The following is a 15,738-nucleotide window of genomic DNA, read 5'->3' as shown; positions in this document are numbered from 1 at the left end:
ACACCGCTTATGGCGGCTCGGGCGGACGTCGACAGCCTGTTGTCGGGTGACTTGGGAAACTGGCTGCAAAGCCAGGTTGCCGTGCGTGCCGCCGCGAAGGACAAGGCGCACTGGCGCTGGACGATATCGTTTGCGGTGCTGTTCCCCTTGCTGGCGTTCATGTGGTTCGGACCCGACTGGGGTACGGAACCCAAGTTCTGGATTACCGCCATTCCAGCCGCCCTGCTGGGATACTGGGGATACCGGCCGATCGCCGCGGCGAAGAAGGACATCAAGGTCGGGATCAACGCGGCGATCGCGGCATCCATCGGCCTGGAATATTCGCACGACCTTGAACCGGGCGAGGAATGGGACCTGTCACGCAGCTTCGGCCTGGTCCCCTCGTTCGACCGCGTTACTTTCGAAGACGACTGGAATGGCGCGCTGGGCGGACATACCTTCCGCCTGTACGAGGCGCATTGCGAAGAACGGCGCGGGTCGGGCAAGAGCCGCCACTGGGTTACCGTGTTTCGCGGGGCTATCATCCGCATCGCTTCGCAGCGCCGTTTTCATGGTGTGACGCTGCTTCAACGGGCCAAGAAGCACCGGAGTTTCTTCGGGCTTGGGGGGCGCAAGGATTCGGTGACGCTGGGCGGCCAGGTCCTGGGCCTTGTCGATATGGTGAACCCGGAATTCCAGGACGTTTTCGCCCTGTGGTCGACCGATCAGGTCGAAGCGCGCTGGCTGGCCCATCCCGAATATATCGAACGCCTGGTGGATCTGGAACGTGCCTTCAACGGCAAGGACGTTCGCACTCTTTTCCATCGCGGCGAACTGGTGATCGCCATCGAAAGCGGGAACATGTTCGAAAGCGGATCGATGAACCCGCACGAGGACCACGCCAAGGTGCGCGAATGCAACGAACAGTTCGCCAGCCTTGCCAGCCTGGCCGACGAACTCAACCGCGATCGGGGCGCGGCCTAGCTCAACCTGTCGCGGAAGGTTTCGTAACCGAACTCCTTCACCAGTTCGAGCTGGTCGCTTTCGCTGTCCCACATGTAGATCGCGGGCAACTGGACCCCGTTGAACGTGTTGGTCTTCACCATCGAATAATGCGCCTGGTCGAGGAAGGCGATCCGCCTGCCCACTTCGGCGCCGCCCGGTATCCGGTAATCGCCAATCACATCCCCCGCGAGGCACGAAGGGCCACCGATCCTGACGACCGGAGAACCGTCGGCACCGTCTTCGCCCAGCATTGCGGGGCGATAGGGTGCCTCGATCACATCGGGCATGTGACAGGTGGCCGAAATGTCCGCCACCGCGACCGGAACGCCGTTGAACCCTGTGTCGAGGATCGTGCCCACCAGTATGCCGGCATCAAGCGCCACGGCCTCGCCCGGCTCGAGGTAAATTTCCGCCCCGGTGTCTTCCCTTGCGTCACGCAGGAATTCGGTCAGCTCCTCGCGCTGGTAATCGGCGCGGGTGATGTGATGCCCGCCGCCCATGTTGATCCACTTGAGCTGTCCGAACCACGGTTCGATCGCGTCGAAGACCTTGTCCCACGTGGCGTGGAGCGGTTCGAAATCCTGTTCGCACAGGTTATGAAAATGGATGCCGTCGACGCCTTCCATGATTTCCGGCGTCAGCTGGTCGATGGGAAACCCCAACCGGCTTCCGGGGCTGGAGGGATCGTAGCGTGGCACTTCACCGGTGGGGTGCATCGGGTTGATCCTGAGCCCGATATCGAAATCCTGCCCCGCAGCGCGCGCCGCTTCGATAATCAGCGCCGCCCGTTCCATCTGGCCGGGGGAATTGAAGATCACGTGGTCGGAGAGGCGGCACACCTCTTCCAGTTCTTCCGGTTTGTAAGCGGCCGAGTAGGTCGCGATTTCGCCATCGTAGAATTCGCTCGCAAGGCGTGCTTCCCACAGGCCGCTGGTGCACACGCCATCGAGATATTCGCCGATGATCGGCGCGGTGGACCACATCGAGAACGCCTTCAGCGCGGCGAGCACCTTGATACCCGCTTCGTCGCGAACATTGGCCAGCACCTGGCAGTTGGCACGCAGCTTCGCCGCATCGACGACGAACGCAGGGCTGCTGACCCGTTCGAGGTCGAAATGAGCGAAGGCGCCCGGATCTCCGGCTTTCGTTTCCATTATTCGCTGTCTTTCCCGCCCGTCAGTTCAAAGCGTATCACCCGGTCACCGTAGACATCGGTGACATAGGCCATGCCATCGGGCCCCACCGCGATATCATGGCCGAGGCTGGCGTCCTTGCCGGCCAGCCCGACGTCGAGCGAACGCTCGATCGTCCCGTCGGGCCGGTAGATGCGCACGATGGCACCGAAACGATCTGCCCCGTCCCGCCCTTCCACCGCAGCCAGCCAGCCGCCGCCCAGCGATGCCAGTCCGTAAGTGTGGCTGCCGTTGGGCGACTTGCGGGTTTCGACCTGGTTTCCATCGAGGTCGAAGACCTGGATCTGTGCATTCTCGCGGTCGGCGACGAAAATGCGCTGGTCGTCCACCGCAATACCGTGTGCAGTGCTGAAATTGCCCCAATCGCGCAGGAATGCGCCGGCCGGGTCGAATTCGGCGACCCGCGTGTTGACGTAACCGTCGGCCACCAGAACCCGGTCGTCGATGAATGCGACATCGGCCGGGCGCCCGAAATGGGCTGCGTCCTGCGCGGTCACACCGCGTTCGCCGATAACCAGCTGTTCCTCGCCGTCATGGCTGAAACGGAACACCTGCTCGCGTCCCACATCGGTGATCCAGATGGCATCGTCCGCATCGACGGAAAGGCCGTGCGGCATCACGAATTGCCCGGCGCCCCACCGGGCCAGCAACGTGCCGTCGGGTGCGAACATGAACACCGTGGGCTGCGCGATGGGATCGGCCGGAAACGGCTCCTCCCATACGCGCCCTGCCCGATGGAGGACAAAGATATGGCCGTGGCTGTCCACCTCGACCGCGCTGACCTGCCCGAAGACCGCGTCCTCGGGGATCGTCGGCCAGTCTGCATCGATCGTGGCGGACGGCACCTGCTCGCGCTGCGGCGCGTTGCAGGCCGCCAGCGCCAGCAGCATGGCCGAAGCGGTCAGCCTGCGGTGCATCAGAAGTCCACCGGCCCGTCGAGTTCCTTCACCTGCCACGGCAAACCGTGTGCGTTGAGCATGTCCATGAACGGATCGGGGTCCATTTCTTCCATATTGAAAACGCCATCGCCAGCCCATTTGCCGGTGACCATCATGGCCGAACCGATCATGGCGGGCACGCCGGTGGTGTAGGAAACCGCCTGGTTGCCGGTTTCCTCGTAAGCTGCCTCGTGGCTACAGATGTTGTTGATGTAGAAAGTCTTCTCGCCCGAACCGTCGAGGGCTTCGCCGGTCGCGATGACGCCGATATTGGTGTTGCCCTTAGTCGTTTCGCCGAGCGTTTCGGGTTTGGGGAGAACCGCGGCGAGGAACTGCAGCGGAATGATTTCCTTGCCCTTGTACTTGATCGGATCGATCCGGGTCATGCCGACATTCTGCAGCACGGTCAGGTGCTTGATGTATTCGTCACCGAAGGTCATCCAGAAACGCGCGCGCTCCATCTCCGGGTTGAACTTGGCGAGGCTTTCCAGTTCCTCGTGGTACATCATGTACATGTTCTTGGGGCCGACGGCCTCGAAGTCGAATTCGACCTTCTTGCCCATCGCCGGGGTCTCGACGAATTCGCCGTTTTCCCAGTGGCGTGCCGGTGCGGTCACTTCGCGAATATTGATTTCCGGGTTGAAGTTGGTGGCGAACGCCTGCCCGTGATCGCCGCCGTTGCAGTCCAGGATATCCAGCTGGCGAATGGTCTTCAGCTTGTGCTTCTTCAACCACATCGTGAACACGCTGGTCACGCCCGGATCGAAGCCGGAACCCAGCAGCGCCATCAGGCCCGCGTTCTTGAAACGATCATGATAGGCCCACTGCCAGTGATATTCGAACTTGGCTTCGTCCTTCGGTTCGTAATTGGCGGTGTCGAGGTAATCGACCCCCGCTTCGAGGCACGCGTCCATGATCGGCAAGTCCTGATACGGTAGCGCCAGATTGACGACGAGCGACGGGTTTACCTTGCGGATGAGGTTGACCATTGCGGGCACTTCTTCCGCATCGATCTCGTAGGTCTGGACGCTTTCGCCCGTGCGCTCCATCACGCTTTTCGCGATCGTGTCGCATTTCAACTTGGTCCGACTGGCGAGATGGATATCGCTGAAGATATCCTTGTTCATTGCCATCTTGTGGACGCAGACCGAGCTGACGCCGCCCGCACCGATTACCAGGACTGTCGACATTTTGTGGTTCTCCGAATTCGAATCTTGCCGGTCCCCTAGCGAAATGCGCTAGTGCCGCCAAATGATCCGAGACGATTTGAGAATGCCGACGCGCGAAGGCGTCCTCGACGCAGCCGCCAAGATCGCACTGATTTTGCCGCCGACACCGCTGCTGCCGGTGGAAATCGGGGGCGTCACCTGCTGGGCCAAGGCCGAAGTCCTCCAGCCGGTGGGCGCGTTCAAGATCAGGGGTGCCTGGCATCGGCTGACCGCGCTGACCGCCGAAGAATGCGAACGCGGCGTCGTTGCCGTATCGTCGGGAAATCACGCGCAAGGGGTGGCGTGGGCGGCAAGGCGTCTCGGAATACCCGCCACCATCGTGATGCCACGAAACGCGCCGCAGGTGAAACTGGATGCCACCCGTGCGCTGGGGGCACAGATCGTGCTTTACGAACGCCCCGGCGAAGACCGCGACGAAGTGGCCGCACGTCTGGTGGAAGAACGCGGCGCCGTTCTGGTGCACGCCTTCGGCGATCCCTGGGTGATCGAAGGCCAGGGCAGCGCCGGCATCGAAGCGCAGGCGCAATTGGGCCATAGCCCCTCGCGCATCCTTGCGTGCTGCGGCGGCGGCGGGCTTGCGGCGGGCCTTGCCCTCGCCTGCCCCGATGCCGCGATCCATGTGGTCGAACCACAGGGATGGGACATGGTGGGACAATCGCTCGCAAGGGGCGAAATCGTGCGCGTTGGATCGACACCGCCGGCAACGATATGCGACGCCCTGCAACCCGATGCGACAAAACCGATCAACCTCGCCGTGCTGCAAGGCCGCGCCGAACCGGGGGTCGAGGTTACCGACGAAGAGGTACGCGCTGCCCAGCGGTTCGCCTTTTCTAAGCTACGGCTGGTGGTCGAACCCGGCGGCGCAGCCGCGCTGGCTGCGGCGCTGGCCGGGAAAGTTCCGCTCGATGCCGATACGGTCATCATGCTCACCGGGGGAAACACGGACATGGCCAGTTTCGCCAGGACGCTGGCTGGCCGATAGGTTGCGTTTGACAATCGCCTGAACGCGCCGCAATTTCGCGGCCAAGGGTCGAAAATGGGGGAGAAATTTCAATGCAGGCTCAAATGCTCGCACCGGCGGCAGTCCTTGTCGCATGGTCGCTCGTCATGCTTTTCTGGATGGCCTTCACGCGGTTTCCCGCGATCAGCGCCAGCGGCGCAAACCTCAAGGACGCGAAACCCGGCGGGCGCGGCGTGGACCTTGAAGGCGTCATTCCCGACAAGGTGAACTGGAAAGCCCACAATTACGCCCACCTGATGGAGCAGCCGACGGTCTTCTACGCGGCTGTGATGATCATCGCGCTCATGGGCGCAAGCGCGATCGATCCGCTGGTTGCATGGGTCTATGTTGCGCTGCGGATCGTCCATTCGATCTGGCAGGCGACCGTCAACGTGGTGTCGGTGCGTTTCGCGCTGTTCCTGCTGTCGACCTTCGCGCTTGTCTATCTCGCCTATCGCGCTGTCGCGCTGACACTGTTCGCCGATCCGGGAGCCCTTTGATGATCCAGTCGCAGATTTTCCAGCCCGTCGTCGTCCTGCTTGCGTGGACGATGGTCATGTGGCTGTGGATGTACGCCACCCGCATTCCCGCCATGTCGAAAGCGGGGATCGATCCCAACGACGCGCGCCGAACAAAGTCGCTCGACGATGCGCTTCCCCAGGAAGTGCAATGGAAAGCCCATAATTACAATCATCTGCATGAACAGCCGACGGTGTTCTACGCCGTCGCCCTGTTGCTGGCGATGGTCGGATGGGGTGACGGGATGAACGCGTTGCTGGCGTGGATCTACGTCGGCCTGCGGATCATCCATTCGGTCGTGCAGGTGACGGCAAATGTCGTGATGGTGCGCTTTGTCCTGTTCGCACTGTCGAGCCTGGTCCTCATGGCGCTCATCTTCCACGCCGCGATCTTCGCGTTCGACATCCACCTGTAAGGTCGTGGCCCCGCTTCGGCGGGGCCACCCACATTTATTCGGCGGCTTCTTCCATCCGCTGCGCCGTTTCGAGCGTTGCGACGAAGCGTTCGGCATCGAGCGCGGCCATGCAGCCCATCCCCGCAGCCGTGACCGCCTGCCGATAGGTGTGATCGGTGACATCGCCAGCGGCAAAAACGCCCGGAATTTCGGTCTTGGGCGATCCCGCTTCGGTCAGCAGATAGCCGCCATCGTCCATCGGCAGCTTGCCCTTGAACAGTTCGGTCGACGGGGCGTGGCCGATAGCCACGAACGCACCATCGCAATCGAAGGTGCTGCCTTCACCGGTTTGCGTGTCCCGCAGATTGAGATGGCCCAGCGTCCCGTTTTCGCCCGCTTCGAAACTGTCGACCGTCTTGTTCCACAGGACGGAAATCTTGGGGTGGTTGAGCAGCCGTTCCTGAAGGATCTTTTCAGCGCGCAAATCGTCGCGGCGGTGGATCAGCGTTACGTCGTCGGAATGGTTGGTGAGGTAGAGCGCCTCTTCCACTGCGGTGTTGCCTCCGCCGATCACCGCGACCTTCTTGCCGCGATAGAAGAACCCGTCGCACGTCGCGCAGGCGGACACGCCCTTGCCGCCCAATTCCATTTCGCCCGGCACGCCGAGCCATTTCGCCTGCGCCCCGGTGGCAATGACCAGCACGTCGGCAATGTATTCATCGCCGCTGTCGCCGACCGCGCGGAACGGGCTTCCGCCTGCCAGATCGACATCGACGATCGTGTCCCACATCATCCGCGTGCCGACATGCTCGGCCTGCTTCTGCATCTGCTCCATCAGCCAGGGGCCCTGGATGACATCGGCAAAACCGGGATAATTTTCGACATCGGTGGTGATGGTCAGCTGACCTCCGGGCTGGAGGCCCTGCACCACGATCGGCTCCATCATGGCGCGCGCTGCGTAAATCGCGGCGGAATAGCCCGCCGGGCCGGAGCCGATGATGAGCATCTTGGTACGATGGGTAGCCATGTCGGGTATCTCTTGCAGTCTGGGTTCGGGTTGGCCGCGCTATATGGGAAGCCTGCGCGCCGGAGTCACGCCAGGAAGCGTTCCTTCAGGCGTTCTCGCTGGGGTTCATCCACACCTATCACGCGTGTGAGATAATCATCGAAGCTGCCGTAGTCGCGTTCGACTTCGGCGTGGAACGTGTCGAGATACTCCTCGCGCACGCCGAGCAGGTCGCGCACGGCGTCCACTTCCAGCTTGCGCCCGAGGCGTTCCTCTATCCCGGGCAAGGATTGCTGCACCAGCACGTCGAAAGTCGGGCTCTGGTTGGTGCGAAGGAATTCCTCGCGCTGGTCGTCCTTGTTCACGCCCAGGATGTGCAGAAGCATGGTGGCCGCGATGCCAGTGCGGTCCTTGCCGGCAAAACAGTGGACCAGACTGGCCCCCTCGCGCTGGTCGAGGACAGTGAGATAGCGGCCGAACATGTCGATCATCGCCGGATTGTGCGGCATACGCGTGTAAACCGCGATCATCCGCTGGCGGGCAAAATCACCTGCACTGGAGCCCGGTTCAACATCCATGTGCGGGGGGCTGGAGGTGGTTTCGCCGTCATAGAACACCACTTCCCCGTTCCAGCCTTCGACGCGGCGGCACGGGTGGCGTTCGCGTTCGCTTTCGCCGCGCAGGTCGATGACCGTGCGAATGTCGAGCGCGGCAATGGCGGCAAGGTCTTCCTCGGTCGCATCGACATGTTGGCCGGAACGGAACAGCAGGCCGGTTTGCACACGTCCGCCGCCCGCCACCGCCCAACCACCGTAATCGCGGAAATTGTGGATGCCCTGGGTCTTCAAGAATGGTTCGCGAATCATGGCGGGGACCGTGGCACTGTGCGTGCACACACACAATGACATGCGTCCGACGACCTTCGTAACCCTACGTAGTTGGATCGAGGGGTTGGATGCACCATCCTTCATTAAAGCCATCTGCAACAGGCACATAACAGAAGGGCGCACTCTATGGCTCATATCCTCATCGTGGACGATGACGAACTGATAGCGGAACTGGCCGCCAACCTCCTGATCGAGGCCGGTCACGCCTGCGGCTGGGTGACCGACGGGCACAAGGCGCTGGACCTGCTCAAATGGAGGCGGCCCGACCTGCTGTTGCTGGATCAGGACATGCCCGGCATTTCAGGCGGACAGGTGCTGCGCGAGCTGCGCAGTTCGGCGAAGAATTACGACCTGCCCGTGATCATGTTTACCGCGATGAGCGGGGCACAGGACGAAGCGTCGGCCCTTTATAACGGGGCGCAGGAATACATCCGCAAGCCGTTCGACGACCGGTTCCTGCTGCGCAAGGTCGACCTGGTCCTGCGTTCGCGGGCCGAGACGCCGCAACACCGCGATCTGCGCGAAGTGCTGGAGATGAACGCCGGGGTCCGCCGGGACGGACCGTCCCCGCGCCGCGCGGTCTAGCCCGCAGCAAGATCGCGCAGGAAATTGGCTGTCCAGTCCTGCACGTTGTCTTCGCGCACACTGACGACCAGTTTTTCGTAGCGGGCCTTGCGCTCTTCCAGAGGCATGTCGAGCGCGATGCGGATCGCATGGGCGAGGTCATCCGGGCTGTGCGGGTTGACCAGCACCGCATCCTGCATCTGCGCCGCCGCACCGGCGAAACGCGACAGGATCAGGACACCGGGATCTTCTGGGTCCTGCGCCGCGATGTATTCCTTGGCCACCAGGTTCATCCCGTCGCGCAGCGGGGTTACCAGCCCGATCTTGGACGCCCGGAAAAAGCCGAACAGTTCGGCGTGGCTGTAACCGCGATTGACGTAACGAACGGGCACCAGATCCACTTCGGACCGTGCGCCGTTGATCTGGCCAGCCTTCTGTTCCAGCAGGGCGCGGATGTTCTGATAGCTTTCCACGTCCTCGCGGCTGGGCGGGGCAATCTGCACGAACACGAGGTCGCGCACGCGTTCGGGATAGCGATCGAAAAAACGTGAAATCCCGTCGAGCCGTTCGGGAAGCCCCTTGGAATAATCGAGCCGGTCCACCCCGATCATCGCGGTGCGTCGGCGGGTCGAACTGATCAGCCGTTGCTGGGCCTGCCGCGCATCGCCTTCCTCGCCAAGCCGGCTGAAGTGCTCCCAATCGATGCCGATGGGATAGGCGCGCGCCAGGGTGGTCCGCCCTTCGAGGGTGACGCTGCCCGTCGCTTCGTCGACCTGGGCACCAAGTTCATGCTCGCAATAATGCAGGAAACTGGAAAGCCATTCCTCGGTCTGGAAGCCGAGCAGATCGTAATGCAGCATCGTGCGCACCAGCCGTTCGTGAAACGGCAGGGACACGAACAGCCGCGTGGGCGGCCAGGGGATGTGGAGGAAGAAGCCGATACGGTTCCTCAGCCCGCGTGCGCGCAGACGCTCGCCCAGCGGGATAAGGTGGTAATCGTGCACCCATACGATGTCGTCGGGTTCGATCAGCGGGGCCGCCGCCTCCGCGAAGCGTTCGTTGACCCGTTCGTAGCCCTTGCCCGTCTCGCGTTCGTATTCGGCCAGATCGAGACGGTAGTGGAACAGCGGCCACAGCGTCGAATTGGCGTAGCCGTTGTAATATTCGTCCACATCACGCTTGCTCAGGTCCATCGTGGCGGTGGTGACGCCATCGGTGGTCTGCGTGGCGATGTCGCCGCTGTGTTCCTCGCACGCTTCGCCCGACCAGCCGAACCAGATGCCCGCCCGCGCCTGCAGCGCCGCGTTCAGCGCGCCTGCCAATCCGCCTTGCGCACCCGCCGCACCCCGCGCCTTGGGAACGGCTACGCGGTTGGAGATGACAACAAGACGTTGGGGATCGCTCAGCGTACTTCACTCCACGGTTTGCTCAGCAGGCCGGCGCAATTGATTATGCCAACCAGCGAGTAGGTCTGGGGGAAATTCCCCCACAGTTCGCCCGTTTCGTAGTCGAGATCTTCGCTTAACATTCCGGACGCGGTCGTGTGGGTCAGCATCGCTTCGAAAATGTCGCGGGATTCGTCCTTGCGGCCAGCCAGCGCCAGCGCCTCGATCAGCCAGAAGGTGCATACGTTGAAAGCCGTTTCGGGCGAACCGAAATCGTCTTCCGCCGCATACCGCAGCATGTGATCGCCGCGCCGCAGGTCCCGTTCCACCGCGGCGAAGGTCTTGAGAAACCGGGCGTCGCCCGGCTTGAGATAGCGCAATTCCACCATCTGCAACAGGCTGGCATCGAGATATTCGCTTTCGAAGCTGGCGCCGTAATGGCCGCCTTCCTCGTTCCAGGCGTCGCGTTCGATCCGCGCACGGATCTGTTCGGCCCGATCGTTCCAGAAGGTGACGCGGTCGCCCTTCCCCAATTGCGCCGCGACATTGGCAAGCCGGTCACAGGCCGCCCAGCACATCACCGCGGAATAGGTGTGAACTTCCTGCCTCGTGCGGAATTCCCACAGACCGGCGTCGGGCTGGTCGTGCTTGGTCCAGGCCATTTCGCCAACTTCTTCAAGGTGCGCGAAGTCGGTCTCGTCGGCCATCCGCAGCAGGCGGGTGTCGAAGAAGGCCTGCGCGGTCGGCAGCACTATCTGGCCATAGCAATCGTGCTGCACCTGCTTGTACGCCGCGTTGCCCACGCGCACCGGACCCATCCCGCGATACCCGGCGAGATTGCCCGCTTCGAATTCATGAAGTTCCTGGGCGCCCATCACCGAATAGAGCGGCTGGATTTGTCCGCCGCGCGCCTGATCGATGATATTGCGCAGATAATGCAGGTATTTTTCCAGCACATCGAGCGCGCCGAGACGGTTCAATGCCTGCACCGTGTAATAGCTGTCGCGGATCCAGCAGTACCGGTAATCCCAGTTGCGCTGGCTGCCCGGCGCTTCGGGAATGGACGTGGTCAGCGCGGCAACGATCGCACCGGTTTCTTCATGCTGGCACAGCTTCAGCGCGATGGCGGCACGAATTACCTCGTCCTGCCATTCGAGCGGGATGTGCAGTCCACGGACCCAATGCTGCCAGTACCGTGCCGTGTTGGCTTCCATTCGGCGCAGTTCGCTCCGGATGTTGCCGACGAAGGGTTCGTCCGGGCCGAGGAAGAAGTGCTGATCGCTCTCGACCCGGTAGCTGCGCCCTTCGAGAATGTATCCGATCGGCGCATCGGTCGACAAGCGCAGCGCCTGCGGCCCGACAAGATAGCGTATGTGATTGGTGCCGTTGGTGGTGGCCGCCAGTTGCGAGCCGTATTCGTGCATGGGTGACAGGTTCACCTTCATGCGCGGCGCGCCCACCACCGGGCGCACGATGCGGGAATAGGCGACCGGGCGATACATCCGGCCCGATCGTTCGAAACGCGGCGCAAAATCGCTGATTTCGACAGCGCTTCCGTCTTCCGCCTCGAGGCGGGTGACGAGGATTGCGGTGTTGCGTTCGTAACGCTGGCTCGAACGGACCTGCCCCTCCAGTTCGAACCGCCATGTGCCGCGATCCTGCCGATCGCCGTTCAGCAGCGAACAGAACACCGGGTCGCCATCGACCCGCGGAACACAACCCCATACGAAACCGCCCTCCTCGTCTACCAGCGCGCTGACCTGGCAATTGCCGATCGGTGCAAGTTCGAGGTTGGGTTTCGTCATAGGTTCAGCCACTCATGTACTGCGGAAACGGTGTCGAGACGGTAACGCGCCTTGTCGCTCATGCGATCCCCCACGGCCAGCCCGAACCCTCCGAATTCGATTGCACCGGCAAATCCGTCCTCGTCGGTGACATCGTCTCCGACGAAGATGGCGGTGGATCCGCTAAAGGGGTTTTCGGCCATGAAGGTCTGTACCGCGCCGCGTTTGCTGGCGCCGGGGCGGACCAGTTCGGCCACGGCCTTGCCGCGTTTGATGCACAGCCCGTTGCTTGCCGCCAGTTCGTCCGCAAGCGCGTGAACCGCGTCAGCCATTTCGGGACGCGCCCGGTAATGAAGCGCGCCGCCATGGCTCTTGGCTTCGTAACGCAGGCCGCATTCCTGCGCGAACGCACGCATCCGGGCCACGATTTCGCCGGGCAAGGGCTCAGGCGGCGCACCGGCCAGCGATCCATCGGCACGAACACAGTGCGCGCCGTGCGATCCCGCCCGCGCCATGCCAATCGGACCGAGATGCCGCGTCAGGTCGTCGAGCGCACGGCCGCTGACGAGTGCAAGCCGCCCGTCGAGTTGGTCGTTCAAGGCAGCGAGCCGCCTCGCCAGCGTAGGCGGAACGACGATGGCATCGGGATCGGGCGCGATCTCCACCAGTGTGCCGTCGAAATCGAGAAACAGCGCCAGCGGGCCAGACGCGACGAGGTCGGCCAGGGGCGGCGGGGATGGGAGCGGGGGTTGGCTGGCCATCGGGCGCAGCCTTAACGGCTCGCGCATCGAGGTCAAACGGTCACTCAGGAATACGGTCAGCCGCTGAAGGGACCAGGATCAGCGTGCCTTCTTCGACCCGCCACGATCCCAGCCGCGCCAGCACATTCATGCCGATCACGTTGTAGTCCCCGAAATTCTCCGCGACAGCGGCGTCGATCCCGCTTGCTTGGACATTGCCGAAAGTGAGGCTGTCGATCGTGGAGACGTGCGCCTGAATGGTGCCGTTGGCTGTGCCGATCATGATCGGAATGCCGCCCCGTCGCGGCGTCAGCCCGGCCTTTTCCGCAAGGCCAAACGATACGGCAGTAAGCGTGGCCCCTGTATCGACAAGGAAGTTTCCGGGCACGCCATTCACTTCGGCCCGAAGCCAGTAATGTCCATCGGGTGACAGGGGAACGCGCGTCTCGCCGCCGGCAACCACCTGTTCGGGCAAACCGATCTGCGGCACGGCAACATCGAAGCGGGGATCGAAGCGCGACAATTGCAGCACCACGGTGACGAGGATCGCGCCCAGTACCACCGTGCTGATCCCGCGCATGATCCCACCAAGTGCGGACCGGCGGGCAACCAACGCACCGACCCATCCCAGCACCAGCGCGGCCACCGCCGCAATCAGCAATTCCGAGCGCGGAATGGAGCGCAGCAGGTCGGCAGCCGCGCTGAAGGCAGGTTCAATGTCCATTGCCGCGATATAGGGACGCGTGGGTGGCGCGTCCATGAATGCCCGCATGGATCAGGGTGCGTCGCGCTGTTCGGTGGCGCGGGCAAGGATCAGGGCGAACTGCCCATCGCTATCCAGCCAGCGCTCGACAGGCGTCCACCCGCCCGCGAGCAGCAGCGTGTTGCCGCTCCTGCGGGTGAACTTGTGGCTGTTTTCCGTGTGAATCGTTTCGCCCTTGGCCATGACGAACCGTTCCCCCGAAACCGTGAAGGCGATGTCGCACCGGGCGCGAAGGTGCATCTCGATCCGGGCAAATTCATCGTTCCAGAGCGCTACGTGCTCGAGCGCGTCGATCGGGATGGTGCCAGCGAGTTCGCGGTTGATCCGTGTTGCAAGGTTGAGGTTGAACGCCGCGGTAACCCCGCTGCCGTCGTCATACGCCGCCTCGAGGAGCGAGCGGTCCTTCACCAGGTCCATGCCGATCAACAGCAGCGGGCTTTCCCCGTCGTCGGCCCCCAAGGTGGCCCGCATGGACCGCAACAGATCGACCGCCGTACGAGGCACCATGTTCCCGATGGTCGATCCGGGGAAAAAACCCAGCTTCTTCAAAGGCAGGACGGCATCGGGCAAGGTGACGCGGCGCATGAAATCGGCTTCGACGGAGTGCACCGGAAGGCCGGGAAATTTCTCCGACAGCGCCGCCGCGGACTCGCGCAGGAAATCTCCTGAAATGTCGAGCGGCACATAAGCGGCAGGGCTTATGCAGCCGAGCAGCAACGGCGTCTTGACTGAACTGCCCGATCCGAACTCCACCACGGCGCGGTCCGGGCCGATCAAGCGGGCGAATTCCTCGCACCGGTCCTGCAAGATCTGCGTTTCGGCCCTTGTGGGATAATACTCCTCCAGCCGGGTGATATCCTCGAACAGCTGCGATCCGGCCTCGTCGTAGAACCAGCGCGCCGGCACCGCCTTGTCGCGTTGGCGAAGGCCGTTCAGCACATCGGCCCGAAAGGCACGGTCCACGCCGTCATCGTCACGGTCGACAAGGGCGATGCCCTTTTCAGTCTTCATCAAAGATCCTTTGCCAGGCGCAGCCCGGTGAATTGCCAGCGCTGGTGCGGGTAGAAGAAGTTGCGGTAGGATGCGCGCGAATGCCCACGCGCCGTTGCGCAGCTTGCGCCTTTCAGCACGAACTGCCCGCTCATGAACTTTCCGTTGTATTCGCCCACGGCCCCTTCGGCGGGGCGGAAACGCGGATATGGCAGATATGCGGAACGGGTGAATTGCCAGCAGTCCCCGAACAATCCGCCACCGCCCATCGGCAACGGCGGTGTCGGCCCGTCAAGCTGGTTGCCACCCGCCGGATCGTGGGCAGGGCTGTCCCCTTCCTGTCCGCGCGCGATGCCTTCCCATTCGAATTCGGTCGGCAGGCGCAACCCGGCCCAGCTGGCAAACGCATCCGCTTCGAAATACGAGATATGTGTCACGGGGGCATGGGGGTCGCGTGCCTGCCATCCTGCGTGGGTGAAATGTTCGTCCCCGCGCCAGTAAAGCGGTGCCGATATGCCCTCACCCTTCACCCAGGTCCAACCATCCGAAAGCCACAAGGCGGGATTGGTATAACCGCCGTCGGCGATGAACTGGGCCCATTCGCCATTGGTCACCAGCCGCGACGACAGGGCAAAGGGTTCCAGCAACGCACGGTGAACCGGGCCCTCGTTATCGAAGGCAAAGCCGCCATCCTGATGCCCGATCCGCGCAATGCCGCCGGGATGGGAATGCCACGATTGTTCGCCTGGCGCGGCGCGGGATGGGCTTTCGTCCCACATCGCAGGACCCAGCGGGTTCTGGAAAAGCGCGTGCTTGATATCCGTCAGCAGCAATTCCTGATGCTGCTGTTCGTGCGCGATACCCAGCGCAATCAGTCCGGCGCAATCGTCGCGTTCGAACAAGGGCGCCATCGCCGCGTCGACATGCGCGCGCCATTCGAGAATATCGGCCAGGGTGGGGCGCGACAGCATCCCGCGCGAAAACCGCGCGATACGCTCGCCCTCAGCTTCGTAATAGGAATTGAAGACGAACGGCCAGTCGTCGTTGAACAACCGGTAATCCGTATCATGATCGCGCAGCAGGAAGGTTTCCCAGAACCACGTGACGTGCGCCAGGTGCCACTTGGTCGGCGATGCGTCTTCCATCGACTGGATGGTGGCATCGGCGTCCGACAGTGGCTGAACCAGGGCTTCGCTGAGCGCGCGCGTGGCACGGTAACTCTCGCCAAGCCGCGATGGAGTGAGGGGCACTGATTGCTCTGGCTGGGGCATAGACCGTGTCCCCCTTGCATGGCGGCTGCCAGAATGCGGCAACCATGGTCCATCATGGCGCATGTCGGCGGCTGTTTAAAGACGCGGCGCC

General features: G+C 62.8%; 16 protein-coding genes. 5 read left to right on the top strand and 11 right to left on the bottom strand.

The window, feature by feature from the left end; genetic code table 11:
* Positions 1-9: 9 nt before the first annotated feature.
* Positions 10-963, top strand: coding sequence for a DUF3137 domain-containing protein (locus tag VR863_RS03115; protein ID WP_324826968.1), 954 nt, complete (start codon positions 10-12; stop codon positions 961-963).
* Here the strand turns inward: VR863_RS03115 and VR863_RS03110 are convergent.
* From VR863_RS03110 to VR863_RS03100, 3 genes are read right to left on the bottom strand one after another with little or no spacing between them, the layout of a single operon-like run.
* On the bottom strand, positions 960-2,138 hold the full coding sequence (locus VR863_RS03110; protein ID WP_324826967.1) for a carboxynorspermidine decarboxylase: 1,179 nt from the start codon (positions 2,136-2,138) through the stop codon (positions 960-962). The two genes, VR863_RS03115 and VR863_RS03110, sit on opposite strands and share 4 nt — an antisense overlap.
* Positions 2,138-3,094 carry a peptidyl-alpha-hydroxyglycine alpha-amidating lyase family protein gene (locus tag VR863_RS03105; protein ID WP_324826966.1) on the bottom strand — a complete coding sequence of 319 codons (957 nt, stop codon included), beginning with the start codon at positions 3,092-3,094 and terminating at the stop codon, positions 2,138-2,140. The genes VR863_RS03110 and VR863_RS03105 overlap by 1 nt, the downstream gene beginning before the upstream one ends.
* On the bottom strand, positions 3,094-4,305 hold the full coding sequence (locus VR863_RS03100; RefSeq protein WP_324826965.1) for a saccharopine dehydrogenase family protein: 1,212 nt from the start codon (positions 4,303-4,305) through the stop codon (positions 3,094-3,096). The genes VR863_RS03105 and VR863_RS03100 overlap by 1 nt, the downstream gene beginning before the upstream one ends.
* A gap of 61 nt (positions 4,306-4,366) precedes the next feature.
* On the opposite strand from VR863_RS03100, the gene VR863_RS03095 reads away from it, so the two are divergent.
* From VR863_RS03095 to VR863_RS03085, 3 genes are all read left to right on the top strand, one after another.
* A complete protein-coding gene (locus tag VR863_RS03095; protein ID WP_324826964.1) occupies positions 4,367-5,326 on the top strand; it encodes a threonine ammonia-lyase in 960 nt (319 codons plus the stop codon).
* A 71-nt stretch (positions 5,327-5,397) separates the two neighbouring features.
* A complete protein-coding gene (locus VR863_RS03090; RefSeq protein WP_324826963.1) occupies positions 5,398-5,844 on the top strand; it encodes an MAPEG family protein in 447 nt (148 codons plus the stop codon).
* A complete protein-coding gene (locus tag VR863_RS03085) occupies positions 5,844-6,278 on the top strand; it encodes an MAPEG family protein (RefSeq protein ID WP_324826962.1) in 435 nt (144 codons plus the stop codon). The genes VR863_RS03090 and VR863_RS03085 overlap by 1 nt, the downstream gene beginning before the upstream one ends.
* Positions 6,279-6,312: 34 nt before the next feature.
* Here the strand turns inward: VR863_RS03085 and trxB are convergent, their stop codons facing one another.
* Positions 6,313-7,284 carry a thioredoxin-disulfide reductase gene (gene trxB / locus VR863_RS03080; protein ID WP_324826961.1) on the bottom strand — a complete coding sequence of 324 codons (972 nt, stop codon included), beginning with the start codon at positions 7,282-7,284 and terminating at the stop codon, positions 6,313-6,315.
* A gap of 65 nt (positions 7,285-7,349) precedes the next feature.
* The gene (locus VR863_RS03075; RefSeq protein ID WP_324826960.1) at positions 7,350-8,129 is read right to left on the bottom strand and encodes a tyrosine-protein phosphatase; all 780 of its coding nucleotides are present in this window, start codon (positions 8,127-8,129) and stop codon (positions 7,350-7,352) included.
* 147 nt (positions 8,130-8,276) lie between these two features.
* Between VR863_RS03075 and VR863_RS03070 the strand changes: the two genes are divergently transcribed.
* Positions 8,277-8,735, top strand: coding sequence for a response regulator (locus VR863_RS03070; RefSeq protein ID WP_324826959.1), 459 nt, complete (start codon positions 8,277-8,279; stop codon positions 8,733-8,735).
* Here the strand turns inward: VR863_RS03070 and VR863_RS03065 are convergent.
* The 6 genes from VR863_RS03065 to egtB are packed head-to-tail and all read right to left on the bottom strand — an operon-like array spanning position 8,732 to position 15,647.
* Positions 8,732-10,120 carry an alpha,alpha-trehalose-phosphate synthase (UDP-forming) gene (locus tag VR863_RS03065; RefSeq protein ID WP_324827562.1) on the bottom strand — a complete coding sequence of 463 codons (1,389 nt, stop codon included), beginning with the start codon at positions 10,118-10,120 and terminating at the stop codon, positions 8,732-8,734. The genes VR863_RS03070 and VR863_RS03065 overlap by 4 nt on opposite strands.
* The gene (locus VR863_RS03060; protein ID WP_324826958.1) at positions 10,117-11,904 is read right to left on the bottom strand and encodes a glycoside hydrolase family 15 protein; all 1,788 of its coding nucleotides are present in this window, start codon (positions 11,902-11,904) and stop codon (positions 10,117-10,119) included. Before VR863_RS03060 ends, VR863_RS03065 begins: the two co-directional genes overlap by 4 nt.
* Positions 11,901-12,644 (bottom strand): trehalose-phosphatase, encoded by a 744-nt coding sequence (otsB, locus tag VR863_RS03055; protein ID WP_324826957.1) that lies wholly within the window; start codon positions 12,642-12,644, stop codon positions 11,901-11,903. The genes VR863_RS03060 and otsB overlap by 4 nt, the downstream gene beginning before the upstream one ends.
* A gap of 40 nt (positions 12,645-12,684) precedes the next feature.
* Positions 12,685-13,347, bottom strand: a complete 663-nt coding sequence (locus VR863_RS03050; RefSeq protein WP_324826956.1) for a retropepsin-like aspartic protease family protein — start codon at positions 13,345-13,347, stop codon at positions 12,685-12,687.
* A 51-nt stretch (positions 13,348-13,398) separates the two neighbouring features.
* Entirely contained in the window at positions 13,399-14,397 is a 999-nt protein-coding gene (egtD, locus tag VR863_RS03045; protein WP_324826955.1) for an L-histidine N(alpha)-methyltransferase, read from the bottom strand.
* Positions 14,397-15,647 (bottom strand): ergothioneine biosynthesis protein EgtB, encoded by a 1,251-nt coding sequence (egtB, locus tag VR863_RS03040; RefSeq protein WP_324826954.1) that lies wholly within the window; start codon positions 15,645-15,647, stop codon positions 14,397-14,399. The genes egtD and egtB overlap by 1 nt, the downstream gene beginning before the upstream one ends.
* Between the last annotated feature and the right edge of the window lie 91 nt (positions 15,648-15,738).

Origin of the sequence: Qipengyuania zhejiangensis, from assembly GCF_035607565.1 — a bacterium.
Lineage (GTDB): Bacteria > Pseudomonadota > Alphaproteobacteria > Sphingomonadales > Sphingomonadaceae > Qipengyuania > Qipengyuania zhejiangensis.
The sequence above is the reverse complement of the archived record's forward strand: the minus strand, read 5'-3'. Positions and strand labels throughout refer to the sequence as shown.

Coding starts and splice junctions, on each gene's coding strand:
- VR863_RS03105 (WP_324826966.1), bottom strand. CDS start 3,094: ATGCACCGCAGGCTGACCGCTTCGGCCATGCTGCTGGCGCTGGCGGCC.
- VR863_RS03110 (WP_324826967.1), bottom strand. CDS start 2,138: ATGGAAACGAAAGCCGGAGATCCGGGCGCCTTCGCTCATTTCGACCTC.
- trxB (WP_324826961.1), bottom strand. CDS start 7,284: ATGGCTACCCATCGTACCAAGATGCTCATCATCGGCTCCGGCCCGGCG.
- VR863_RS03070 (WP_324826959.1), top strand. CDS start 8,277: ATGGCTCATATCCTCATCGTGGACGATGACGAACTGATAGCGGAACTG.
- VR863_RS03115 (WP_324826968.1), top strand. CDS start 10: ATGGCGGCTCGGGCGGACGTCGACAGCCTGTTGTCGGGTGACTTGGGA.
- VR863_RS03075 (WP_324826960.1), bottom strand. CDS start 8,129: ATGATTCGCGAACCATTCTTGAAGACCCAGGGCATCCACAATTTCCGC.
- otsB (WP_324826957.1), bottom strand. CDS start 12,644: ATGGCCAGCCAACCCCCGCTCCCATCCCCGCCGCCCCTGGCCGACCTC.
- VR863_RS03100 (WP_324826965.1), bottom strand. CDS start 4,305: ATGTCGACAGTCCTGGTAATCGGTGCGGGCGGCGTCAGCTCGGTCTGC.
- VR863_RS03050 (WP_324826956.1), bottom strand. CDS start 13,347: ATGGACATTGAACCTGCCTTCAGCGCGGCTGCCGACCTGCTGCGCTCC.
- egtD (WP_324826955.1), bottom strand. CDS start 14,397: ATGAAGACTGAAAAGGGCATCGCCCTTGTCGACCGTGACGATGACGGC.
- egtB (WP_324826954.1), bottom strand. CDS start 15,647: ATGCCCCAGCCAGAGCAATCAGTGCCCCTCACTCCATCGCGGCTTGGC.
- VR863_RS03085 (WP_324826962.1), top strand. CDS start 5,844: ATGATCCAGTCGCAGATTTTCCAGCCCGTCGTCGTCCTGCTTGCGTGG.
- VR863_RS03095 (WP_324826964.1), top strand. CDS start 4,367: ATGATCCGAGACGATTTGAGAATGCCGACGCGCGAAGGCGTCCTCGAC.
- VR863_RS03060 (WP_324826958.1), bottom strand. CDS start 11,904: ATGACGAAACCCAACCTCGAACTTGCACCGATCGGCAATTGCCAGGTC.
- VR863_RS03090 (WP_324826963.1), top strand. CDS start 5,398: ATGCAGGCTCAAATGCTCGCACCGGCGGCAGTCCTTGTCGCATGGTCG.